We start from the raw sequence: 22849 nt of genomic DNA on the forward strand, positions 1-22849 counted from the left end.
GATGGCGATTATTCTACGCTACCCCAAGCGTTTCTAATAAAGTTTAAATCTTTTTTCATCCTCGCAAAAACTTCTTTTTTATCTATTTTAATTTCTTTGGCGCCATGTTCGGCACCACCTAAATCATACTCCAAATGTAACGACATAGGTACATTGATTTGGTATTTTTTTAATAAAGAAAAATATCGTTTAAAATCAACCATACCTTCTCCTAACGGGGTATTTATAGGTTGCCATTTTCCATCCACAACTCCCCATTTAAAGTCTTTTATTACAATAGACTTAATTAAAGGTTCAATAAAACGTAAATCTAACTCCCAACTATTACCACCTTCTACAACGGCATGTCTAATATCGTATTGACATCCTAGATAGTTAGTATCTGCTGTAGATAAAATAGTAGGTATATCCCAAATTGGTGCCCCAACATGGTTGCCCGCATGGTTTTGATAGCAGCCTATAAGATTTAAATCTTTATTAAATTCACTTAATGCTTGGGCTTGTTTTGTAAATACGGCCTGACTTTCACTTATAGTAATATCGTCTGAATAGGTTAACCAACCAGTTCTGTAGTGACTTAAACCTAATGTACTTGCCGTTTCTAAAACTTTCCTCTGTTCAGCATCTGTTATATCCCAAACATTGGTTGTCATCATTCTAGGTGATAATCCATATTTTATCATTGCCTCTATGGCTTTTGGCAAATCTTCTTCTACTTGTTCTGGTAATACATGTCCTTTAGGCCTTACGGTTAAATCTAAACCATTAAATCCAATTTCAGCGCTTGCTGCCGCCATCTCATTATAACCTAAAAACTGTAAATGTTTGGAGAATAAACTAATATGAATATCGCCTTTTATAATGGAATCTGTATTAAAAAAATGATTAGGAAAACCCATGAAAGGTATACTCCCTAGTACACCTGCAGTTAGCTTTGTAAAATTTCTTCTAGAAATCGCTTTTTTATCTTCTCTCATAATTTATATCCTTATTATATTTGGTTAATAGGTTTTATGTTAAATACTTGCGATTCTTACAAATATATGTATTTTTGGTAAACCAAATTGGTTAACCAATTGAATGCGTAAGTTTAGTACCCCATCACTTGAACCTTATTACCAATTTATTGAATAAACCAAAGTAGACTTTTCAAAATCAATTGATAAAGTTGAAATTATTTTAATTTAAAATATAATGAAAAAATATTTCTTTCTAATTTCTAGCATTTTTTTGTTTTTCTCCTGTGACGATAATTCTAAACATGAAAATATAACGGTAAAAGATATTACCGAATTAAATGCAGCAATTGCCAAATCAGCTCCTGGAGATGAAATTGTTATGGCAAATGGAGATTGGAAAGATGTTAAAATCAAATTTGTAGGCTATGGAAATGAACAAAAACCCATTACACTGCGCGCAGAAACACCTGGTAAAGTATTAATTACCGGTTCATCTAACTTAAAACTTAGTGGTGAATATTTAATAGTTGATGGCTTACATTTTACTAATGGCTCTTCCCCATCAGAAGCTGTTATCGATTTTGGTATTAGTCAAGATTCGGTCGCAAATCATTGTAAGGTTACCAATAGTGTAATTCTAGATTTCAATAAATCACAAAGAAATGAGACCGATTTATGGGTGCTTTTTAAAGGAAGACATAATGAATTGGACCATTGTTATATTGCCGGAAAATCTAATAGAGGGCCTACAGTTAGAATTGATTTAGCTGGAAATAATAGTATTAAAAATTACCATAAAATCACCAACAACTATTTTGGCCCAAGACCTCCTAAGGGTGGTCCTAGTGCCGAAACTATTCAGCTTGGAAATAGTTTTACTTCAATGGCTCCAAGTTATACACTTGTAGCAAATAATTTTTTTGACCACTGTAATGGTGAAGTGGAAGTTATATCTAGCAAAACAAACTTCAATGAATTTAGAAATAATGTGTTTTACAAAAGCGAAGGTTCATTGGTTACCAGACACGGAAATTACTGTATAATTGATGGTAATGTTTTTATAGGGGATGAAAATTCCGAACAAATAGGTGGTATTCGTTTAATTGGCACCGGTCATTGGGTTACTAATAATTATTTCTACAATTTAAATGGTAAGACATTTAGAAGTCCGCTTGCCGTAATGAACGGTATTCCAAAGTCACCTCTTAATAGATATTTACAAGTAACCGATGTTGTTGTCGCTAACAATTCCTGGGTAAACTGTGTCTCTCCTTGGCAGTTTGGAGTAGGTACTAATGTTGACCAAAAGGATATTTTACCTGCTTCTGAAATTAGATCCGCAAGACCAATTAGAACAATCGTGGCCAATAATCTTATCTATAATGACAAAGGTGATAATCAACCAATTATTGCTCTTGACTCTATAGACGGAATAAATTTCGAAAGCAATATCATCAACAACCAAGGGGTTATTTTTAATACTGTTAAAGGGCTTACTCAAAAAGATTTTTCCATGTCCGTTGCTGAAGGTGATGTGTTAATGCCTGAAAAATCACTTTCAGATTTTACGCAATACAAAGGTTTTGAATTTGACCAGATAAAGTTTGATTTATTCGGTAATTCTAGAGCAAAGAATAATTTAGTAGGTGCTGTGATAGGCACCCCTGTGAATAAAAAGGATATGATGGATGTTTCTCAATATGGTCCGGCCTGGTTTAATTCTAAATCTATTAACGATATTACTTCTAAAACCCATACTGCAAATTCAGTAGCAGAATTAACTAAAGCGGTTTTAGCAGCAAACAATGGAGACACTATAGTATTATCGGGTACACAATACATCTTAAGCTCCTCATTAAAAATAAATAAGACACTTACGATAACGGCTTCTAATATTGCCACAAAAGCAATCATTAAATATACAGGTACATCTAAAACTGCAGCCTTTGAAATGAACCCTAAAGGTAAACTTACACTTAAAGGCATTCAGCTAATTGGAGAAAAAGAGCAATACGCTTTTGCCAGTTTAAGCGAAAATATGTCTAGCCTATATAACCTAACCGTAATAGATTCAGAAATATTAGATTTTGACTTTGTATTGAAAGCTTATAAACTTTCCTTCTCTGAGTACATTACTTTCAAGTCTACGCTTATCAAAAATTGCACAAACGGTATTGAAATGTCTGAAGAGACGGATGACAGAGGTGAGTATAATGCGGAAAACATATTTATTGATAACTGCCATTTTGAAAATGTTTCTAAAAATGTGATTGACTATTACAGAGGTGGTTATGACGAATCTACAGTAGGTGGCAATTTAATAGTTACCAATAGTACGTTCACCAACTGTGGTGCCAAAGAAGAAGACGGTGTTTTACTTAACACCTATGGTATTATCAATGTAAAACTTGCTGATAACAAATTCGTGAATAACCCAGTTAAAATAGTTGCTCGTCTTTGGGGTGCTAAAAATAATACGCACTACAACAACGAAATTACAAACTCTGGTGAAATTATTGTGCAAGAAAATTTACCACTTAAACTCATGTATTAATAACACTCAGTAACCTAAAGAATTAACATCAACGCAAAAACTGATGTTTAAGACCTCTTTATTGTCGAGTAAAAGTAAATAAAAATGAAAAAATCAATATGTATTGCAGCAATATGTTTAGCCATATTTTCATGTAAGAATGCTGCTAAAAAATCTACGGAAACTATTTCTAAAATTACAGCAAAAAGTGATGTTGAAACAAAATATCCTAGTGATGTTATCCCGTTTATGGATGAATGGAAAATTCTCTTAGGAGATGGAACATATGAGGACAATCTTAAAAATTACGCTAAAGATGAATTCTTTTATGTTGCCAATGATGGTACTACGGATTGGGTGGTTTACAAAACACCTAACAGCGGTATTACCTCAAGAACGTCAAGTAACACTAGAACAGAATTAGGTCAAAAAGCACATTGGATTCCTGAAACAGGGGGTAAATTAACAGGCACTTTAAAAGTACAACATGTATCCACTTCTGGTGATGCTCGTGTTGCCGCTTCTTATTCCGTTGTGGTTGGGCAAATTCATAGTGATGAAGGACATGAAAATGAGCCAATAAAAATCTTTTACAAGAAATTTCCCGGACATACCAAAGGGTCTGTTTTTTGGAATTATGAAATTAATACCGAAGGTGATAATTCTAAAAGATGGGATTACTCTTCTGCTATTTGGGGGAATGATATGTCTGTAGTTGGTGCAGATGCTTCAACCTACCCAAATGAGCCGGAAAATGGCATTGAATTAGGTGAGGAATTCAGCTATGAAATTAATGTCTACAAAGGTATCATGTACCTAACCTTTAAAAGTGAAGGGCATGATACAGTAACATTCACCAAAAACTTATTAAAATCAGAATTTACAAAAATAGTACCAGAGCAAATAAAAACATTATATGCTTCTATAGGTCGTGACGGACTAGAGCGAGAAAATGCATATGCTGGTGAAATTCAATATTTTAAACAAGGCGCATACAACCAAACCAACGGTAAATCTCCAGAAGACAATATCGTTTGGAGTACTGGTGCCGACATCTATGATGGTGACATTGAAAAACAATATGCCAATGGTAGTTATACAGAAGTTTGGTTCAAAGAAGCTACAGTTGGCCCTGGGACCGCCCCTATTGAAGAATAAAACTTAATTACTAAAATTCCTTTGTGAGCATTATTTTAAAATTGCAATTAGATTTTTACCGATGAAAATAACCGATATAAAAGTTTTTGTTTGCTGTCCTGGTCGCAATTTTGTTACTGTTAAAATTTCAACAGCAGACGGTACTTATGGCATTGGTGACGCTACCCTTAATGGTAGAGAAATGGCCGTAGTAACGTATCTAGAAGAACATATTACGCCATGTCTAATTGGAAAGGACGCCCATCAAATTGAAGATATCTGGAACTATTTATACAAAGGTGCTTATTGGCAAAATGGAGCGGTAAGTATTGCCGCTATTGCCGCTATAGATATGGCTCTTTGGGACATTAAAGGGAAACTTGCTAATATGCCGGTGTACCAATTACTTGGCGGAAAAAGTAGAAAAGGGATTACCGTTTACGGTCATGCTAATGGTGAAAGCATAGAAGAAGTTCTACAAAACCTTGGAACCATGATTAAAGACGGCTACAAGGCGGTTCGCTTGCAATGTACTATACCTAAAACAAAAGGGACTTATGGCACCATGGAAGGCAAAAAAAACTATTATGAATTACAAGGTAATAGACCTTTACCACCAGAACAAGAATGGTCCACGAGTAAATACATGAATTTTATTCCAGAGCTTTTTAAACAGGCCAGAGAAAAATTTGGGTATGATATAGCACTTTGCCATGATGTTCACAGTAGACTAACGCCAATTGAGGCTGCAAGACTGTGTAAACTCTTAGAACCATATAATCTTCTTTTTATAGAAGATGCTGTAACCACTGAAAACCCAGAAGGTTATAAAGTTATAAGAGAACATACTGATACTCCATTGGCTACAGGTGAAAAATTTAATGCCATTTGGGATGCTAAAGAAATGATACAAAACCAATGGATAGATTATGTACGTACAGCAGTTACCCATGGTGGCGGGTTAACTCCATTAAAAAAATTGGCTGACTTTGCCTCCTTATATCATGTGCGCATGGCTCCACACGGTGCTCCTGACCTGTCTCCTATTTGTTTAATGGCGCATATGCATTTTAATCTATGGGCGCCTAATTTTGGTGTTCAAGAATTTATTGGTTTTGGCACCCCTGAACTTAATGAAGTTTTTCTATATGATATAGCGTTAAAAGAAGGTTTATTATATATGGAAGATAAACCTGGATGGGGAGTTGATTTTAATGAAGAAGCTGCAAAAAAATACCCTTACAAACGCTCTTACTTACCTGTAAGTAGACTAGAAGATGGCACGCTGTGGAACTGGTAAAATACACTTAATAGAAAAAGTAAATTTTAAAAAGAGCTACACATGGATAAAAAATTAAAAGTCCTTATTTCAGGAACCGGATTTGCTGGCCAAGGACATACAGATGCCTTTAGAGCAGTTGGTGCCGAGGTCGTGGGTATTGTTGGCAGAACACCTAGTGTGGTACGTGATGTAGCAAAAAAAATGGGGATTCTATATTCTGGCACTGACTGGAAACAAGCCTTAATAGACTGTAAACCAGATATTGTTTCTATTGCGACACCTGGTGGCGCGCATTATGAAACTATTAAACAAGCTATTGAATTTGGCTGTCATGTCTATAGCGATAAACCACTTACGGATACCGGGGAATCTGCATTAGAATTATACGAACTAGCAAAAGATAAAAATGTAAAAACAGCATTTGCATCTAGCTTTAGATATATGCCTTGTGTTATTTATGCCAAGCAATTAGTTGCTAATGGAATAATTGGCGAACCTGTAGAAGCTGAGTTTATATCGCACTTTAATCTTGAGCGAGACATCCCTTTTGGGTGGTCTCACCGTAAGGAAGATGGTGGTGGAAGATTGAACAATAATTTTACCCACATGATGTCTATTGCTACTTCTGTAATCGGTGAAAAAATACTATCAATTATTGGTGAGGTCCGTGATGATTTAGGGAAAGCTCCCATTGTTGAAGGTGTCCATAATTTTAAAAATAGACGCGATCATATTCCTAAAGACCTTAACGACCCCTCTCTAAAATGGGGAGAAAGTAATGTTGAGTGGTCCTATACAGTTATGGCTCAATTAGAAAGTAATATAGCAACAAAACCGGTATCGGTTTTATTTAAACATGGCGGTCTAAACCCACGGTTTAATGAAGACCACATTGTGTTTTACGGCACAAAAGGAGCCATTTATATTAAAGGCCATTATGGTATGGGGCCATTATATATATGGGACGAAAATAAAACGTGGAAAGAACTTTCTTTACCCCAAGATATTATTGATGACCAACCAAAAGTTGAAGGAGATACGGAACGCAATTGGCAGTATTTAGCAAGAGAATTTGTTAAAGATATTAAAGGTGAATCCCATACTCCTTATCAAACTTTTAAAGAAGGAAGTCTGTACCAACGTCTTATTGATATCATTAGAACCAATGGTAACTGGTCAAACGTCGACCACCTGCAATAAAAAAAGAAAATTATGTTTTACGACTACCTCGTTATTGCACTCTACTTTGTTTTAATCCTTGTAATTGGTGTTGTTTTTTCACGAATGGCAAGTAAATCTACCAGCGACTATTTTCGTGGTGGAGGTAGAATGTTATGGTGGATGGTGGGCTCAACAGCTTTTATGGCTCAATTTTCAGCCGTAACTTTTACAGGTGCTGCTGGTAAAGCTTTTGCCGATGGCTTTGCTATAAGTGCTGTATATATTGGTAATACTTTTGCCTTTTTCTGTGGATGGGCGTACTTCGCTCATAGATTTAGACAAATGAGGGTGGATACTCCCACTGAAGCCATAAAAGGGCGATTTGGACCTAAAAATGAACTATTCTTTTCGTGGGCATTAATTGTATTTTCTTTCTTGAATGCGGGTGTTTGGTTAAATGCCTTAGGTGTTTTTACTAGTGCCGTTTTTGATGCTGATATCTCTTTAACTATTGTGGCTATTGGTTTAACTGTACTTTTTGTATCAGTACTTTCAGGTGCTTGGGGTGTGGTTGCTTCAGATTTTGTACAAACACTGGTGGTTGCTGTAGTATCCGTTGCTTGTGCGGTAGTTGCTTTGGTGAAAATTGGTGGCCCTACGGAGTTGGTTAATAATTTTCCTGGAGGCTTTTTTATTGGTCCTAACATGAATTACCCATTAATATTAATAGGCACATTCATTTTCTTTCTACCAAAACAAATTATTACGATGATGAATCTTCATGATTCTTTTCGGTTTCTTAATGCAAAAGATTCTATAAACGCTCGTAAAGCAGCTTTACTGGCAATGACGCTAATGGGTGTTGGAACAATTATATGGTTTATTCCACCATGGGCATCCGCTACTCTTTACCCAGATGCAGCGACAAATTATGCGCAATTAGGAAACAAAGCTGAAGATGCTGTTTATTTAGTATTTGCCCGTAACGCAATGCCCATAGGCACCGTAGGTTTATTAATGGCTGCACTTTTTGCAGCTTCTATGTCCTCTATGGACTCTGCATTAAACAAAAATGCGGGTATTTTCATTAGAAGCATATACCAACCTTTTTTATCAAAACGAAATAAAAATACGGATGATAAAAAATTACTAAGCATTAGTAAAATTGTTAGTTTCATTAGCGGTTTAGGGGTAATACTTGCCGCACTTTACTTTGCCTCGCTAAAGGAGCTTAGTTTGTTTGAGCTTATGATGTCCGTTTCTACTATGATTCAAATGCCAATGATGGTGCCTCTTTTACTAGGCATAGTAGTTAAAAAAACACCGCAATGGGCACCTTGGGCAACTATTGTAGTAGGTTTGATAATTTCTTGGTTGATTGCTAATCTTTACACTGCAGAATTTTTTGCCTCCTTGTTAAATGTAGAATCGTTAACTAGAAGGGAAATAATAGACTTAAATATTATTTTAACTATTGCTGGTCATGTTTTTATTACCGCAGGGTTTTTCTGGTCCACATCATACTTTTACAAAGAGGAAAAAGACAAAAACAAACTTGCAACGGAAAGCTTTTTTAAGGATTTAGAAACTCCTGTTATCGCAGATGATTTACAAGATGAGGTAGATCAACAACAAAGAAGAAAGTTGGGTAATATGGTAATGGTCATGAGCCTAGGTATTTTACTTATGACTTTAATACCCAATCCATATTGGGGGCGAATTATGTTTGCCATTTGTGCCTTAATTATAGCCTTTCTTGGGTTTCTATTAAAGCGTAGTGCAGTTAAGAAAACTTCTTAATTTGTATAAATATGTATCTTAAGAAATTAGCATTATTACTATTTATAGGCTTATTATTCAACGCATGTACTAATGATAAAATTCATTTATCGCATGGAGTAGATGAATCAGCTGGAGGAGGTTCTACTTATATTATTTCAACTCCTACGGCTACCTATTATTTAGAAAAAGAAGGTGGTGGTTTATCTAGTATGATTGATGCCGACGGAGTTGATTGGATAGGGTTCCATAACGAAAAAGGCTCTGGTCATAAAGGCGAATACCGAGGGTTTCCTAATGCCATTCACCGTCAAGACGGTAATTATTTTCATGCATTGAATGCTGGTACAGATAGTTCAAATTCTATTGTTGAGCTAAATACTGAAAAACATATCAGAATCACTTTTACTTCCAATAATAAACAATGGGAAGGTCAGTGGGATTTTTATCCGGATAGATGTGATTTTACAATGACTAAGATTAGCCCTAGCTATAAATATTGGGTACAGTATGAAGGTGTGCCAGGTGGTGAAATGGATACTACAGATTTTTGGTACGCCTCCATTGATAACAAAAAACACCCTATTACGGAACCTTTTTCTGGAGATTTACCTTCGCCCGAATGGATGGCTTTTGGTGATGAAAATTCATCGTTCATGATATATCTTCTACACCACCAAGATGACCACCATCCAGATAATTATGTTCAAAGACCGGACATGACCGTTTTAGGTTTTGGCAGACAAAATCTAGAAGAAACAACAAAGCACCTAACTACGGTACAAACTTTTTCAATTGGCTTTTTACAGTCTACAACATATTCAACTATTGATAAGGCCATGAAAGGTTTACTAGAATAAGGCTAGTAGAAAATAAACTTCCTTTTCAATTACCCTTAAAAAGTTCCAACACCAAACATACCAACGCTCCTTAATTTCATTCTTTGACGAATTATTGATTTTATTAGCAGAATTTTAATAACAAGTGAAAATAAAGACCTGTTTTATGTTAATTATTTGGTATTCTTACAATTATCCTTATTTTTGGTAAACCAATTTGGTAAACCAATTATACGTTATGAGACGCTACCACCTTTTATTCTTATCTTTTTTTCTATGCCTAGTATATTCATTTACTACACAACAACACGCACATACTGTAAAAAATGTAGCGGAGTTTACTGAGGCGCTTCAAAAAGTACAGCCTGGTGACAGCATAGTTCTTGCTAATGGTGTTTGGATGGATTCTGAACTTCTCTTCGAAGCAAATGGTACTGCAGAAAAACCTATCACACTTATAGCGGAAGAAAAGGGAAAAGTAATTTTATCTGGCGCATCTAATTTAAGAATCGCCGGTAATCATTTAATTGTCAAAGGTCTCGTATTTAAAAACGGATATACTCCTACTAACGCTGTTATTTCCTTCAGAAAAAGTAGAGAACAAATGGCTAATAATTCTCGCCTTACTGAATGTGTAATCGACAACTTTAATAATCCTGAGCGACAAGTACAAGATTATTGGATAACTATCTACGGAAAAAATAACCGCATTGACCACAACCATATTGCAGGCAAAAAGAATTTAGGTGTCACCATGATTGTTGGCTTAGATACTGAAGAAAGTAGAGCGAATAACCATCAAATAGATCATAATTATTTTGGTCCACGCCCTACCTATGGAAACAATGGTGGCGAAACTTTAAGAATAGGAACTAGCCACCATGCACTAGAAAAATCGAACACCGTAGTAGAATCTAACTATTTCGATAGAACTAATGGTGAACACGAAATTATCTCAAACAAATCATGCAACAACACATTTAAATACAATACTTTTTTCGAATGTACAGGTACATTAACCATGCGCCATGGTAATGAAACCCTAGTTGATGGCAATGTGTTTATTGGCAATAATAAACCAAGTACTGGTGGAGTTCGTGTCATCAATGAAACGCAAACCGTAATTAACAACTACCACATTGGTTTAACAGGTTACCGTTTTAGAGGTGCCTTCGTAATGATGAACGGAGTGCCAGATTCTCCACCAAACAGGTATGTACCGGTTATTGATTCTAAAGTAAACAACAACACTTTTGTAAACTGCGACAATATTCTTTTTGGTGCCGGTAGCGATGCAGAAAGAAGTCAGGCTCCCAGATCTTCAGAATTTTCAGAGAATATCATCTATAACGATACCAAAAAAGACATTTTCACTTTTGATGATGATATTAGTGGTATTACCTTCAAAAACAATATTATGGGTGAAAACTCAGAAACAACTATTGTAGAAGGATTCAAGAATGCCAAAATAAAACTGGTAAAAGACAAAAACGGATTCCCTATTCCTACTTCTAACAAGATAAAAACTAAAGTTGTTATTAGTCCGAATATCGCAACTAAAGAAAATACGGGAGCATCTTGGTACTCAAAAGCAGATAATACTGTTGCATTAAACTCTGGCAACACCATCAACGTAGCCGCAGGTATCAATACCTTATACGATAAAGTGAAAGAAACGAAAGCTGGTGATATTATCATTCTTGAAGATGGCGGCACGTACTTATTGACCAAAGCGGTGAAAATTAAATATCCGCTTACGTTTAAAACACTAGGTAAAGAAAAAGCGACCATCTTATTTGAAAGAATGATGGCCTTTGAAATTGAAAATGGTGGAAGTTTATCTTTAGAAAACATCACTTTTGATGGTAGTAAGTCACCAGATTATGCTGGTAATTCTGTCATCAGTACAAGTAAAAAATCAATGATTGATAATTACAAATTGTTCATTGATAGGTGTGAATTTAAAGATATGATCGTTAATCATTCTTTTGATGTGCTTCGTGTTTCTAAAGGTACTTTTGCAGATACTATTAGCATTCAAAATTCAAGTTTCAAAAACATCTCTGGTACAATTGCTGCTTTAGATACGGAAACAGATGATATTGGCGCTTATAATGTGGAGTATTTTATAATGAAAAATAATGCTATTACCGATTTACAAGGTGCAGCATTACGATTATATAGAGGTGGTAAAGATGAAAGTACTTTTGGACCGTTTTTAGAAATGGAGCACAATGTATTCGATCATGTTGGATACGGTTCTAAAAATAAATATGACGCTACCGTTTCTTTAAATGGTGTTCAAGAAACTGCAATAAAAAACAACATTTTTAAAGATAGTAAGGCTATTAACATGCATCTAGTGGTTGGCGAGCCAATTGTGAAAGTTCTTAACAATGCTTTGAGTAATTCAGAAAAACTTATGGTTACCGGCGATCAAAAATATGAAGTAGAAAACCAATGGGAACTTGCACCAGAATTCTCTGAAAATGGAAACTATTCATTAAATGCAGACTCACCGTTAAAAGGAAAAGGTACTGATGGCAAAGATTTAGGCCTATTAAAAAACCAATAACACCCATGATCAAATACTCAACAACATTGCAAATTTTTATTTGCGCTATACTAATAACGTTCAGTTCAGCTGCACAAGAACACCCTAGCCTTATTCTTACCAAAGAAGGAGTTAAAAAAATTAGAGCAGAATTAGGTTCTGTACCTTTATTTGATACATCATTACAACAATTAAAGGAAGAAGTTGATGCCGAAATAGCTTTAGGCATAGACACCCCTATTCCTAAAGATTATTCTGGTGGCTACACCCATGTTCGTCATAAACGCAATATGATTATTATGCAACAAGCAGGTGTTTTATATCAAATATTGGATGATGAAAAATATGCAAAGTATGTAAAAGATATGCTGTTACAGTATGAAGAAATGTACAAAACATTACCCCTGCATCCAAAAACAAGATCCTATGCTCGTGGTAAATTATTTTGGCAATGCTTAAACGATTCTAATTGGTTGGTTTATGTTAGTCAGGCTTACGATTGTGTATATAATTACTTAAGTGAAGCTGAAAGAAAAAAGCTAGAAAAAAATCTTTTTAGACCATTCGCAGATCACATTTCGGTTGATAGTCCGCAGTTTTACCAAAGAGTACACAACCATAGTACATGGGGAAATGCAGCTGTTGGTATGATTGGTTTGGTAATGAACGACAAAGAGTTGATTGATCGTGCATTATACGGTATTCCAGGTTTAAAGATGGACAAAACTGCTAAAGACGATGATGGCGGATTTATTAACAAGGAAGGTAAAGCCGGATTCTTAGCGAACATAGAGGAACCTTTTTCACCTGATGGGTATTATAACGAAGGTCCATATTACCAGCGTTATGCCATGTATCCGTTTTTGATTTTTGCAGAAGGATTACACAATGTAAAACCAGAATTGAAAATTTTTGAATACAAAGACGGAGTACTTTTAAAATCAATCAATGCACTCTTGAATTTATCTGATGCAGATGGTGACTTCTTCCCCCTTAACGATGGTCAGAAAGGAATGTCTTATTATAACGATGCCTTAGTTACTGCAGTAGATATTTCTTATTATTTTGGAAACCAAGACCCCGGCTTATTAAGTATCGCAGAAAAGCAAAACAAAGTATTATTAGACGACTCTGGATTGGCGGTTGCACTTGGCGTGAAAAATGGAAAAGCAAAACCATTCGATAAAAAATCAATCAATTTATCTGACGGACCGGAAGGAAAGCAAGGTGGTGTGGGAATTTTAAGAAGCGATGATTTAGAACTTGTTTTCAAATATGCAGCTCAAGGCTCTAGTCATGGTCATTATGATAAGTTATCATACTCCTACTACGAAAATGGTGATGAAGTGCTACAAGATTATGGTCTTGCCCGTTTTGTAAATATTGAACAAAAAGGTGGTGGCAACTACTTAAAAGAAAATAAAACTTGGGCAAAGCAAACCATAGCTCATAATACATTAGTGCAAAATGAGAAATCTCACTACCAAGGGAAATATGATATTGGCAGTAAACATAATCCCGATTTATATCTTTTTGATGATTCTAATGCCGAGATACAAATTGTTAGTGCTATAGAGACTAACGCGTATCCTGGAACGGAAATGCACAGAACAATGGCTATTATTAAAGAAGACGGTTTTGAAAAACCATTACTACTTGATATTTTAAAAGTTAAATCGGACAGCGTAAACCAATACGATTTACCATTTTATTTTATGGGCCAAATATTGACTACAAATTTTGAATATGAAGTTCCAAAAACGCTAGAGCCTATAGGTAAAGATAATGGATATCAACATTTATGGTCAGAAGGTATTGGGAGCTCAACCAATGAAAACACAAAGCTAAGTTGGCTAGAAAAAGGAAGATTTTACACGTTAACTTCAGTAACATCGAAAGAGGATGAACTTAGGTTTGTAAGAATTGGTGCCAATGACCCTGAATTTAACTTAAGAAGAGAGGCAGGTTTTATAATTCGCAGAAAAGACGCTCAAAATACTACATATGTATCTGTCATTGAATCTCATGGCAGTTATAGTCCAGTATCTGAATCTGCTGTAAATTCTAACAGTAACATTAAAGAAGTAAATGTAGTTTTAGACTCTTTTGATTACACAGCAATTGCAATAACTACTGTAAAAGATACTACCAAACTATTTATTATTGCAAATTCAAATGCCACAAAAGAAGCTACACATAAAGTAAAAATTAACGATAAGAATTACGAGTGGTCTGGTTCTTATTATTTTAAATAAAAACAAAAATTAAATATTATGAAGAGATTTAGCGAAAAGTACGTCATTACTAAAGACATGGAGTGGGAAGTACTTGGCGGAGGAGTTTCAAGAAAATTCTTAGGATATGACAACCAAATTATGATGGTAAGAGTAAAATTCGATAAAGGAGCTTTAGGCGCACCTCATCAACATTTTCATACACAAGCTACGTATTGTGTATCAGGAAAATTTGAATTTGTAATCGATGGCGAAAAGCAAATTGTAGAAGCAGGTGACGGAGTTTATATTGAACCAAATTTATTACATAGCGCAGTTTGCCTTGAAGAAGGTGAACTTATTGACACTTTTAGCCCTGTAAGAGAAGATTTCTTAAGTGGTGTGGGTCCATCTTATTTCGGAGATAAAGAATAAAGTAAAATCTGTTTGTAGCTCTTCTAGTGGCTACAAACAGATTTCTTAAATATCATTTGTAATAAACATTTAAATGCTGAACCAATACTTATGACAACAGAAAATTTGTCCTTCTCAGGAAATTTTAAAAAACGTCTTAAGGATTTTGGTCCAGCATTTTTTATTATTGGTTATGTTGTAGGTACTGGTAGCGTTACCTCTATGGTTGTCTCAGGAGCCAAATATGGTCTTAGCCTATCTTGGGCATTATTGCTCTCTTGTTTTTTTACCTACTTCTTACTAGTATCCATTAGTAAATTGACCATTGTTTCTGGAAATACCCTAATGTTCAATTTTAAAAAGACATTCGGCAAACCACTTACTATTTTTATTATTACTGCATTACTCGTCTCTATAGTTTCATCTTGTATAGGTGTTATGGGCGTAGTAGCCGAAGTAACTATGGAATGGATTTCTGTAAAAACATCCATTTCTTTTCTTAACGGGCCTGTCGTTTCCATCTTTTTTATCGCTTTACTAATCGCACTTTTTTGGACTGGTAAACATGAAAATTTCATAAAGGCTATGAGTATTATGGTTGGCTTTATGGCTTTGGCTTTTATTGTTACCAGTTTTATGGTCGTAAAAGAAGCAGGCACATCTATTACCGAATTCTTCCCAGAATTGCCAAAGAGAGATAATAACGGATTGGTAATTGCCGGTATAGTAGGTACTACTATGGCGGGAGTTTGTTTAGCATCTAGAAGTATACTAGTACAAGAACAAAACTGGGGATTAAAAGACCTGAAGACCGAGAATAAAGATGCCATGTCTTCAATGTTCATGACATTTTTAATTAGTCTGGCAATTATGATAAGTGCAACGGGCACGCTATATTGTAAAGGCGTACCTGTTGATGATGCTACGGACATGATGAATGCCTTAGGTCCATGGGCGGGCAACTTTGCACTAACTTTATTTACCTTAGGAATTATTGGTGCGGGATTATCTTCTATCTTCCCTAACCTCCTACTCTTTCCTTGGTTAATTGCAGATTATACCAATACTGAAAGAGACATGAAGAAACCCTTATATAAACTTATTGTAGTTTTAGTGGCACTTTCTGGATTAATAGTTCCTTTATTAGGAGGAAAACCAGTTTGGATTTTAATTGCATCCCAAGCACTAAGTCCGTTTGTAATGCCATTAATTACACTCTTCTTGTTAATACTACTAAATAAAGAAAGTATTATGAAAGAACATAAAATTGGCGTAGGCATGAATTTAGCTTTGGCAGCCACTTTTATTTTCAATTGTTATATGCTCTATGTTGCCCTAAACGGATTTATTGATTTCATTTAGCGTTACAACTATATTAATCATTTAGGGTATAATAAAAAAAGGGCTGACAAATCACTTGTATACTGTAAGCCCTACTTTATCATCTTCTGAATTGAAAATTAGTTGTTTAACTTCTTTCTTAACTTGGTGGATAGCACAACAAAATCTTAGATGCTACGGTAGATTTAAATTCCACTTCTTCTATTGCCGCCGAAAAGAATATTTCATCACCTTGTGCAAAGTTGTATTCTTTACTACCACATACCATAGTACCTTCTCCAAAGTAAATAACGGCAACAAAAAAGCTTCCGTTCGCCTTAATGCTATATGAACCATTTAAATCTAGCTCACTTAGTCCAAAACAATCCGTATGGGTTTCGTTAAATATGGTATTCAATGTATGGGTGTCAGATGAATCAATAGTTTTAGGCGAAACCTTCCATCTTTTTATTGCCTCTTCATACGAACAGCCGTCATAATGAAAACAATCTAACATATTTTGCTCTCCTACACCTTGGTGTATCAGTTCATCAGAAATTGTTAATCCTGCAGGAGTAACTTTCTCTACACGCATGGTATAATCCGTAGGTTCTTGTACTTCCATTAAAAAGCAACCACTTCCAATGGCGTGTGGTACACCACCATAAATCATATAAGCATCTCCCGGGTTCACTTCTATCTTATGAAGACTATTAAGCATACCCTCAATATCTTGATTTACAAAAAGAGTTTCCCATTGTGCTCTTGTAACACCTTCTTTAAAGCCCATATAAATGACACTTTTCCCGCCATTTATTTCACGCTTATTTAAAACATACCATGACTCTGTTTTACCAAAAGCGGAATTCAACATGGTTTTGGCATATTCTTTATCTGGGTGCACCTGAATTGTAAGTCTCTCTTTAGAATCCAGCATTTTAATCAACACTCCAGTAGTCCCAAATTTATCCGCTAATGCCTTTCCTAGAAATAATTCTTTATTAGAAACTACTAATTCTTTTAGGGAATGAGTACCTGAAGGAGTTTCCACATGAGAGAGTCCTTCATTTTCCGGTCTTCCGTTTCCTCTTGCGGTTACGGTAGACATAATCCATTCTTCGGGCATGCTCCCATCTACTTCTGGACTATCTTTTTTCCATCTATCTATAAGTGCTCCTCCTTCATAGGTTCGCCAAACTCTATTTGAGAATTGCTTTAAAGGCATATATGCGAACTGCTCAAAATGTTTATTCATACCTACTGTGTTTGTTATTCCAATTAAAAATATCGACCCAAGGATATAAGGTATGCGTCTGAAAATATTTTTATTGTTTGAGGCAAACTTTGGAAAATTAAACCAACTAAAAATTAAAAATTAATTGAAAAAGTTGACATTTTCGACCATGTAATTAATTGAATTTAAGAGCGAAAAACTGTTCAAATTTAGCCAATTAAAGATAAAATCAAGTAAAAATACACCTTTTAAGGCCTTGTTATAAAACACACCAAAAGCCATCCCATTTGTTAACAAAATACCAAATAAACAATAAAATAGGGGGCTAAACGATAAATTCAGAAATTTTAAGACCGTAAAAGTTGTTAAAATATAAAAAACCCTTTTTTTAACGAAAAAATAACATATATTTGGTAAACCAAATTGGAAAACCAGTTTGGGAAACCAAAATAAAATAGCTAACTCAATAAATATCGAACCAAAACTCAATGACAAAAAATTAGATTAACACATTCACTAACATCACATTTTATTTAAGTGATAGAATTAATTAACACTTGCACCATTAAACTGAATATGCTTCTTGATAGATTTTTAATAAATAACATATACAGTACTAAAAAAATGAATTTAAACTCAATTTTCATTTAAAATGCTTTAACCGGACTTTAATTAGTCGAACTTAATTAACATAACACGAATACAAATGAATTTAAAAACTAGATTGACATTGATGCTGATACTGTTGCTCAATGTATCATTATTCGCACAAGACGGTTATACCGTAACTGGTACCGTAATCGACAATACCAACATACCTGTTCCTGGGGCTAATGTTGTTATTGAAAATACAACTACAGGTACATCTACCGATTTTGATGGAAATTTTTCTATTAACGTAAAAAACGGTGATGTATTGGTATTTTCTTCGATAGGATTTTCTTCGAACAAAGTTACCATTAGCGGACAAAAAACTTTAAATATAGTTTTGGCTGAAGACTCGGCACAACTTGATGAAGTTGTTGTTGTTGGTTATGGTACCATTAAAAAATCGCACCTAACAGGTGCAGTAGCAAAAATTGGTGGCGATGAAGTTGCCGCTGTACAAGTTGCCCGTGTGGATGACGCACTGGCAGGTAAGTTACCTGGGGTTCGTATCCAGAACCAAAGTGGTGAGCCAGGGGCTGCACCAAAAATTCAAATTAGGGCTGCTTCTTCAATTTCTGGCGAATCTGATCCGCTTATTGTTGTTGATGGTTTTCCAATTTCAGGTAATTTGGCTACCGTTAATCCAAATGACATTGAAAGTTTAGAGGTGCTTAAAGATGCAGCCTCAGCTGCCATATATGGTTCTTTGGGAGCAAATGGAGTTATTTTGGTAACTACCAAAAAAGGTAAATCGGGTAAAGTTAACCTTAGCTATAATACCTACACAAGTACATCAAGTAAATATGTGAAGGACATTTAAATGCTTAAGACTGCAGGAGAATGGGCAGAGGACCTACAATCTGGCGATTATGATTTATCCAATACCGACCCTGCTTTATTACAATATAGATTAGATGCGTATTCTAATGCACCTGACGTAATTAGTATGGAAGATTGGCTTTTTAGAAATGGTAGTTCTACCAACCATGATGTTAGCGTAAGTGGAGGTACTGAAAATTTAAAAGCATTTGCTTCATTAGGTTATTTAAATACCGATGGTATCGTTAGAGGTCAAGGTTATAAAAGATATAACGGCCGTATGAATATTGATGCCAACTTGAGCGAAAAGTTAAAAGCTGGTATAAGTATGAATGGATTTGTAGGAGATCAAGAAATTGTGCCTTGGGAAATGAGGGACCTTTTAAGAGCCTACAGTATTAGTCCAGTTTATCACACACAAGAGTCTATTGACTTTATTCAACAATTAGATCAAACTAGACAATCTGTTTACGATGCTAGTGTTGCGAACGGAAATCCGATATCACAACTTAGTGGATCCTTTGATAGTAATTATAGAGGTATTGGTTTAGATCCTACAAGTATTTATGATTTACAACCTGGTGATGTTGTTCACGATTGGCAATATGGTAGAAACCAAAATGGTATTGGTGGTACTGGTGATGCCGGTGTTGGTGCAAAATTCAATGAATCAAGAAGGTTTAAAAAAACATACTTTGCAAATGCAAGTTCGTATTTACAATATGAACTACTTGATGGTTTAAATTTAAAAACCATTTTTGGTGCAGATATTCAAGATACCCAAACCTACGAGTATCATGGTCAAGTTACAGATGGTCAACAAAGATCTGATCGTTCACAACTGTCTAATTCAAGTATTAAAAAATCAACGGTTTTAAGTACAACAACGTTAAGCTATGCCAAAACATTCGCTGAAAAGCATGAAGTTACTGCAGTAGCAGGTATGGAATTTGTAAATACCTATTTCAAGGGTACGTCTTCAAATGGAACAAATTTACCATTTGGGTTACCACTTAATTATTCTTTCATAAGTCCTTCAGATGTAAATACAAGTACTGTAGATGCAAAGCAGTCAAGAAGAGGCTATTTTGGTAGAGTTGCTTACGCGTTTGATGACAAGTATTTAATGTCAGCCTCTATTAGAAGAGATGGAGATTCACGTTTTGGAGCAAATGAAAAATATGCGGTTTTCCCTGCACTTTCTTTAGGATGGAATGTAAGCAACGAATCTTTTTTAAGAGATAATGACAAATTGAGTCTTTTAAAGTTACGTTTCAGTACTGGATCTTTAGGTACTGCCGCTTTTTTAGGTTCTTACCAGTCTTTAAGTATTTTAGGTACTTCACCAACTGCTTTTGGAACAGGTTTCTTAATCCCAGAAGATGTTGCAAATGCTAATTTAACATGGCAAACCAATACAGAAACCAATTACGGTGTTGATTTAGGGTTTATTAATAACCGTTTCAGATTTAGTGCAGATTATTATACTTCTGATGTTAATGACATGTTGATCAATCAAAGTATTTCTGAAGTTAACGGTACACCATCAATTGCCCTTAATCGTGGTGATGTTACCAGTTCTGGTTTAGAACTTGAATTAACTACAAAATTAGTATCTAATGAAAACTTCTCATGGAACCTTAGTGCTAACTACTCAACAGTTGATTCAGAAATTACAAGTTTAGGTGACTTAGATGAATTACCTAGACAAGTTTATGGAGGACCAAGTGGTAGAGGAGCAGAATTTAGAAACTACATAGGTGGTGAAGTAGGCGAAATGTGGGGTTATGCCGTAACTAGTGAAGTTGAAACACAATTTATTGCCGACCCATCTAGAAATATCGGATTTGGTAGCTCAGAATGGTATGTTGTAGATCAAAACGGCGATGGTGAAATTACATATGAAGGTGACTATGTGAAATTAGGGTCTGCTACACCAGATTTTTTCTGGGGACTTTCTAGTGATATGAACTATAAGAATTTTGATTTATCGTTTCAATTTCAAGGATCACAAGGTGCTGAAGTTTACAACCTAGACCCAATATACTGGAAGTCACAATTTGGGGGCAGATTAACAGATGCTTTTGACCCTGAAGGTGACCGTATAGCAAATATAGGTCCAAATGCCGGTAAGCATTACGTTGAGACAAGAAATGCACATGGCGCAATGGTTCAAGATGCTTCTTATGTTGCATTAAGAAACTTAACTTTAGGTTATTCTTTAAGTTCAGATTTAACTGAAAGAGTAGGTCTAAGCTCTTTAAGAATATATGCCGCAGCAACTAACCTGTTGTATTTTATGGCAGACGATTATACGTCTTTTAACCCTGAAGGTGTAGAAATAGAAAATTCAGGGTATGCAGGTCCAACAACCTATGGTTACCAAGAAGGTGCAAGCCCAATCGTAAGAAGTTTCACACTTGGCCTTAATGTTAATTTTTAATAAAAAAATAATGATAAAGATGAAAACTATATACATAGTAGCAGTTTCCATGTTGTTAATGACAGCATGTGAGAATGAACTAGATCAAACACCACCTGTTGAACTTGAATCTAGTGCTTTAACAAATTATGGAGGAGTATTGAACGCTGCCTATTACTACCATACAGGTGTGGTAACACCACAAGCGGTAATGGGAGATTTTAGAGCAGACAACATAACGTTTGATGATGAACCACCATACCCAGATTTCCATACCTACAATTCAGATTTAGGTGGGTTAGCGGTATCAGAAATATTTTTTCGCCCGTTTTATAGTAATTTATATAAATCGATCTTAAGTGCCAATAACGTTATTGAAAATTCTGACGATGCTACGCAAATAGCAGAAGCTCAATTTTTAAGAGGATTATCATACTTTAAATTGGTTGTAGCTTTTGGAGATGTAACAGTAAACTTATCTCCTACTCCTGACTCTTCGGACTTGTCTATTTTAACAAGACAACCTGCAGCTACTGTTTACAGTGATGTTATTATTCCAGATTTGACAAATGCCATAGCTGGTTTAGATAATTCAGGATTGTCCAGTGGTCGTGCTACTAAAATAGCAGCTCAAGCATTACTTGGGAAAGTGTATATGTATAACAATGATTTCCCAAATGCAAAAATAGCACTTGGAAATGCCGTAAATGCTGCTGCCGGTGCGGGTGTAGTTTTAGAACCTGACTTTGCCAATGTAGTAACCGATGAGAGTTCAGAAATTATTTTTGCAACTCAAATATCTAGCTCAATTACAAATTCAGCTACTGGTACTATTTTTTCAGGTTGGTTTCAAGGTGGTGACACAAAGGCTGATGAACAAAATGTAACGTTAAGTCTAATAGATGCCTTTGAGGCAAGTAGCACCAATGGTGGTGGCACAGACTTAAGAGAGGCTTTAACTATTGATGTTACCGCTAGAAAAGGTGTAAAATATACTGGCGGACTTGATCAAGACTTTATTGAAATAAGATTGTCAGATGTTATATTAATGTATGCAGAAGCTTTAAATGAAACGAGTTCACCCGCTTCTGAAGTTCTTCCATTATTAGACCCTATTAGAACAAGAGCTGGTTTAACTAGTTTAACTGGAACAGCAAGCTCTCAAGCGGATGTTAGAACAGCAATTGCGCAAGAAAGAAGAGTAGAATTAGCCTTTGAAGGTCATAGATGGTTTGATTTAGTAAGAACTGGTAATGTTGATGCCGCAATGGGACAATCAATTGATAGTAATTATTATATATTTCCTATTCCTCCATCAGAAATTCTTTCGAGTGCAGGTGTAATTACTCAAAACGCCGGGTACTAAAAAATATTTAAAAGAAAGTTGTTTGAGTTAGTTTTTTAAGATTACTGGCTTGTTACCAAGCCAGTACATCTTTTTGACCAATATAACTATAGTGTGGCCTATTTAGGTTTTTGAAAACAATTGTTAAGCAAATTATTTTCTTAAATTTGAAAAAACCAATCTGGTTAAC

15 protein-coding genes are annotated in these 22849 nt (G+C 35.2%); 13 read left to right on the forward strand and 2 right to left on the reverse strand.

Annotation, left to right across the window (positions count from 1 at the left end; genetic code table 11):
• Positions 1–8 precede the first annotated feature (8 nt).
• A complete protein-coding gene (locus BTR34_RS05345) occupies positions 9–977 on the reverse strand; it encodes a sugar phosphate isomerase/epimerase family protein (RefSeq protein ID WP_068487182.1) in 969 nt (322 codons plus the stop codon).
• Between the two features lie 217 nt (positions 978–1194).
• On the opposite strand from BTR34_RS05345, the gene BTR34_RS05350 reads away from it, so the two are divergent.
• The 10 genes from BTR34_RS05350 to BTR34_RS05395 all read left to right on the forward strand — a co-directional run bounded on the left by BTR34_RS05350 (position 1195) and on the right by BTR34_RS05395 (position 16233).
• Complete coding sequence (locus tag BTR34_RS05350; RefSeq protein ID WP_068487184.1) at positions 1195–3513, forward strand: chondroitinase-B domain-containing protein; 2319 nt, start codon at positions 1195–1197, stop codon at positions 3511–3513.
• A gap of 84 nt (positions 3514–3597) precedes the next feature.
• Positions 3598–4650 (forward strand): polysaccharide lyase family 7 protein, encoded by a 1053-nt coding sequence (locus tag BTR34_RS05355; RefSeq protein WP_068487186.1) that lies wholly within the window; start codon positions 3598–3600, stop codon positions 4648–4650.
• A gap of 61 nt (positions 4651–4711) precedes the next feature.
• Positions 4712–5929, forward strand: a complete 1218-nt coding sequence (gene manD, locus BTR34_RS05360; RefSeq protein WP_068487188.1) for a D-mannonate dehydratase ManD — start codon at positions 4712–4714, stop codon at positions 5927–5929.
• A 42-nt stretch (positions 5930–5971) separates the two neighbouring features.
• Entirely contained in the window at positions 5972–7111 is a 1140-nt protein-coding gene (locus BTR34_RS05365) for a Gfo/Idh/MocA family protein (RefSeq protein WP_068487190.1), read from the forward strand.
• A 12-nt stretch (positions 7112–7123) separates the two neighbouring features.
• Positions 7124–8872 carry a sodium:solute symporter family transporter gene (locus BTR34_RS05370; protein ID WP_068487192.1) on the forward strand — a complete coding sequence of 583 codons (1749 nt, stop codon included), beginning with the start codon at positions 7124–7126 and terminating at the stop codon, positions 8870–8872.
• A gap of 11 nt (positions 8873–8883) precedes the next feature.
• Positions 8884–9711 carry a hypothetical protein gene (locus BTR34_RS05375; RefSeq protein ID WP_068487194.1) on the forward strand — a complete coding sequence of 276 codons (828 nt, stop codon included), beginning with the start codon at positions 8884–8886 and terminating at the stop codon, positions 9709–9711.
• A 217-nt stretch (positions 9712–9928) separates the two neighbouring features.
• The gene (locus BTR34_RS05380; protein ID WP_068487196.1) at positions 9929–12265 is read left to right on the forward strand and encodes a polysaccharide lyase 6 family protein; all 2337 of its coding nucleotides are present in this window, start codon (positions 9929–9931) and stop codon (positions 12263–12265) included.
• Between the two features lie 5 nt (positions 12266–12270).
• Complete coding sequence (locus BTR34_RS05385; protein ID WP_068487198.1) at positions 12271–14499, forward strand: alginate lyase family protein; 2229 nt, start codon at positions 12271–12273, stop codon at positions 14497–14499.
• A gap of 18 nt (positions 14500–14517) precedes the next feature.
• Complete coding sequence (locus tag BTR34_RS05390; RefSeq protein WP_036156630.1) at positions 14518–14892, forward strand: cupin domain-containing protein; 375 nt, start codon at positions 14518–14520, stop codon at positions 14890–14892.
• A gap of 90 nt (positions 14893–14982) precedes the next feature.
• Positions 14983–16233 (forward strand): Nramp family divalent metal transporter, encoded by a 1251-nt coding sequence (locus tag BTR34_RS05395; protein ID WP_068487200.1) that lies wholly within the window; start codon positions 14983–14985, stop codon positions 16231–16233.
• Between the two features lie 118 nt (positions 16234–16351).
• On the opposite strand, the gene BTR34_RS05400 is transcribed toward BTR34_RS05395, so the two are convergent.
• Positions 16352–17446: a type I phosphomannose isomerase catalytic subunit gene (locus BTR34_RS05400; RefSeq protein WP_068487202.1), complete on the reverse strand. Its 1095-nt coding sequence runs from the start codon at positions 17444–17446 to the stop codon at positions 16352–16354.
• Between the two features lie 685 nt (positions 17447–18131).
• On the opposite strand from BTR34_RS05400, the gene BTR34_RS19085 reads away from it, so the two are divergent.
• From BTR34_RS19085 to BTR34_RS05415, 3 genes are read left to right on the forward strand one after another with little or no spacing between them, the layout of a single operon-like run.
• Positions 18132–18893 carry a carboxypeptidase-like regulatory domain-containing protein gene (locus BTR34_RS19085; protein WP_235843278.1) on the forward strand — a complete coding sequence of 254 codons (762 nt, stop codon included), beginning with the start codon at positions 18132–18134 and terminating at the stop codon, positions 18891–18893.
• Positions 18894–21335, forward strand: coding sequence for a SusC/RagA family TonB-linked outer membrane protein (locus BTR34_RS05410; protein WP_235843280.1), 2442 nt, complete (start codon positions 18894–18896; stop codon positions 21333–21335).
• A gap of 19 nt (positions 21336–21354) precedes the next feature.
• Positions 21355–22680 (forward strand): RagB/SusD family nutrient uptake outer membrane protein, encoded by a 1326-nt coding sequence (locus BTR34_RS05415; protein ID WP_068487455.1) that lies wholly within the window; start codon positions 21355–21357, stop codon positions 22678–22680.
• The last annotated feature ends 169 nt before the right edge of the window (positions 22681–22849 follow it).

The organism is Maribacter hydrothermalis (genome assembly GCF_001913155.1).
GTDB classification, from domain to species: Bacteria; Bacteroidota; Bacteroidia; order Flavobacteriales; family Flavobacteriaceae; genus Maribacter; species Maribacter hydrothermalis.

Excerpts from the sequence above, each read along its gene's own strand:
- BTR34_RS05345 (WP_068487182.1), bottom strand. The coding sequence starts at position 977 with ATGAGAGAAGATAAAAAAGCGATTTCTAGAAGAAATTTTACAAAGCTA.
- BTR34_RS05350 (WP_068487184.1), top strand. The coding sequence starts at position 1,195 with ATGAAAAAATATTTCTTTCTAATTTCTAGCATTTTTTTGTTTTTCTCC.
- BTR34_RS05355 (WP_068487186.1), top strand. The coding sequence starts at position 3,598 with ATGAAAAAATCAATATGTATTGCAGCAATATGTTTAGCCATATTTTCA.
- manD (WP_068487188.1), top strand. The coding sequence starts at position 4,712 with ATGAAAATAACCGATATAAAAGTTTTTGTTTGCTGTCCTGGTCGCAAT.
- BTR34_RS05365 (WP_068487190.1), top strand. The coding sequence starts at position 5,972 with ATGGATAAAAAATTAAAAGTCCTTATTTCAGGAACCGGATTTGCTGGC.
- BTR34_RS05370 (WP_068487192.1), top strand. The coding sequence starts at position 7,124 with ATGTTTTACGACTACCTCGTTATTGCACTCTACTTTGTTTTAATCCTT.
- BTR34_RS05375 (WP_068487194.1), top strand. The coding sequence starts at position 8,884 with ATGTATCTTAAGAAATTAGCATTATTACTATTTATAGGCTTATTATTC.
- BTR34_RS05380 (WP_068487196.1), top strand. The coding sequence starts at position 9,929 with ATGAGACGCTACCACCTTTTATTCTTATCTTTTTTTCTATGCCTAGTA.
- BTR34_RS05385 (WP_068487198.1), top strand. The coding sequence starts at position 12,271 with ATGATCAAATACTCAACAACATTGCAAATTTTTATTTGCGCTATACTA.
- BTR34_RS05390 (WP_036156630.1), top strand. The coding sequence starts at position 14,518 with ATGAAGAGATTTAGCGAAAAGTACGTCATTACTAAAGACATGGAGTGG.
- BTR34_RS05395 (WP_068487200.1), top strand. The coding sequence starts at position 14,983 with ATGACAACAGAAAATTTGTCCTTCTCAGGAAATTTTAAAAAACGTCTT.
- BTR34_RS05400 (WP_068487202.1), bottom strand. The coding sequence starts at position 17,446 with ATGAATAAACATTTTGAGCAGTTCGCATATATGCCTTTAAAGCAATTC.
- BTR34_RS19085 (WP_235843278.1), top strand. The coding sequence starts at position 18,132 with ATGAATTTAAAAACTAGATTGACATTGATGCTGATACTGTTGCTCAAT.
- BTR34_RS05410 (WP_235843280.1), top strand. The coding sequence starts at position 18,894 with ATGCTTAAGACTGCAGGAGAATGGGCAGAGGACCTACAATCTGGCGAT.
- BTR34_RS05415 (WP_068487455.1), top strand. The coding sequence starts at position 21,355 with ATGAAAACTATATACATAGTAGCAGTTTCCATGTTGTTAATGACAGCA.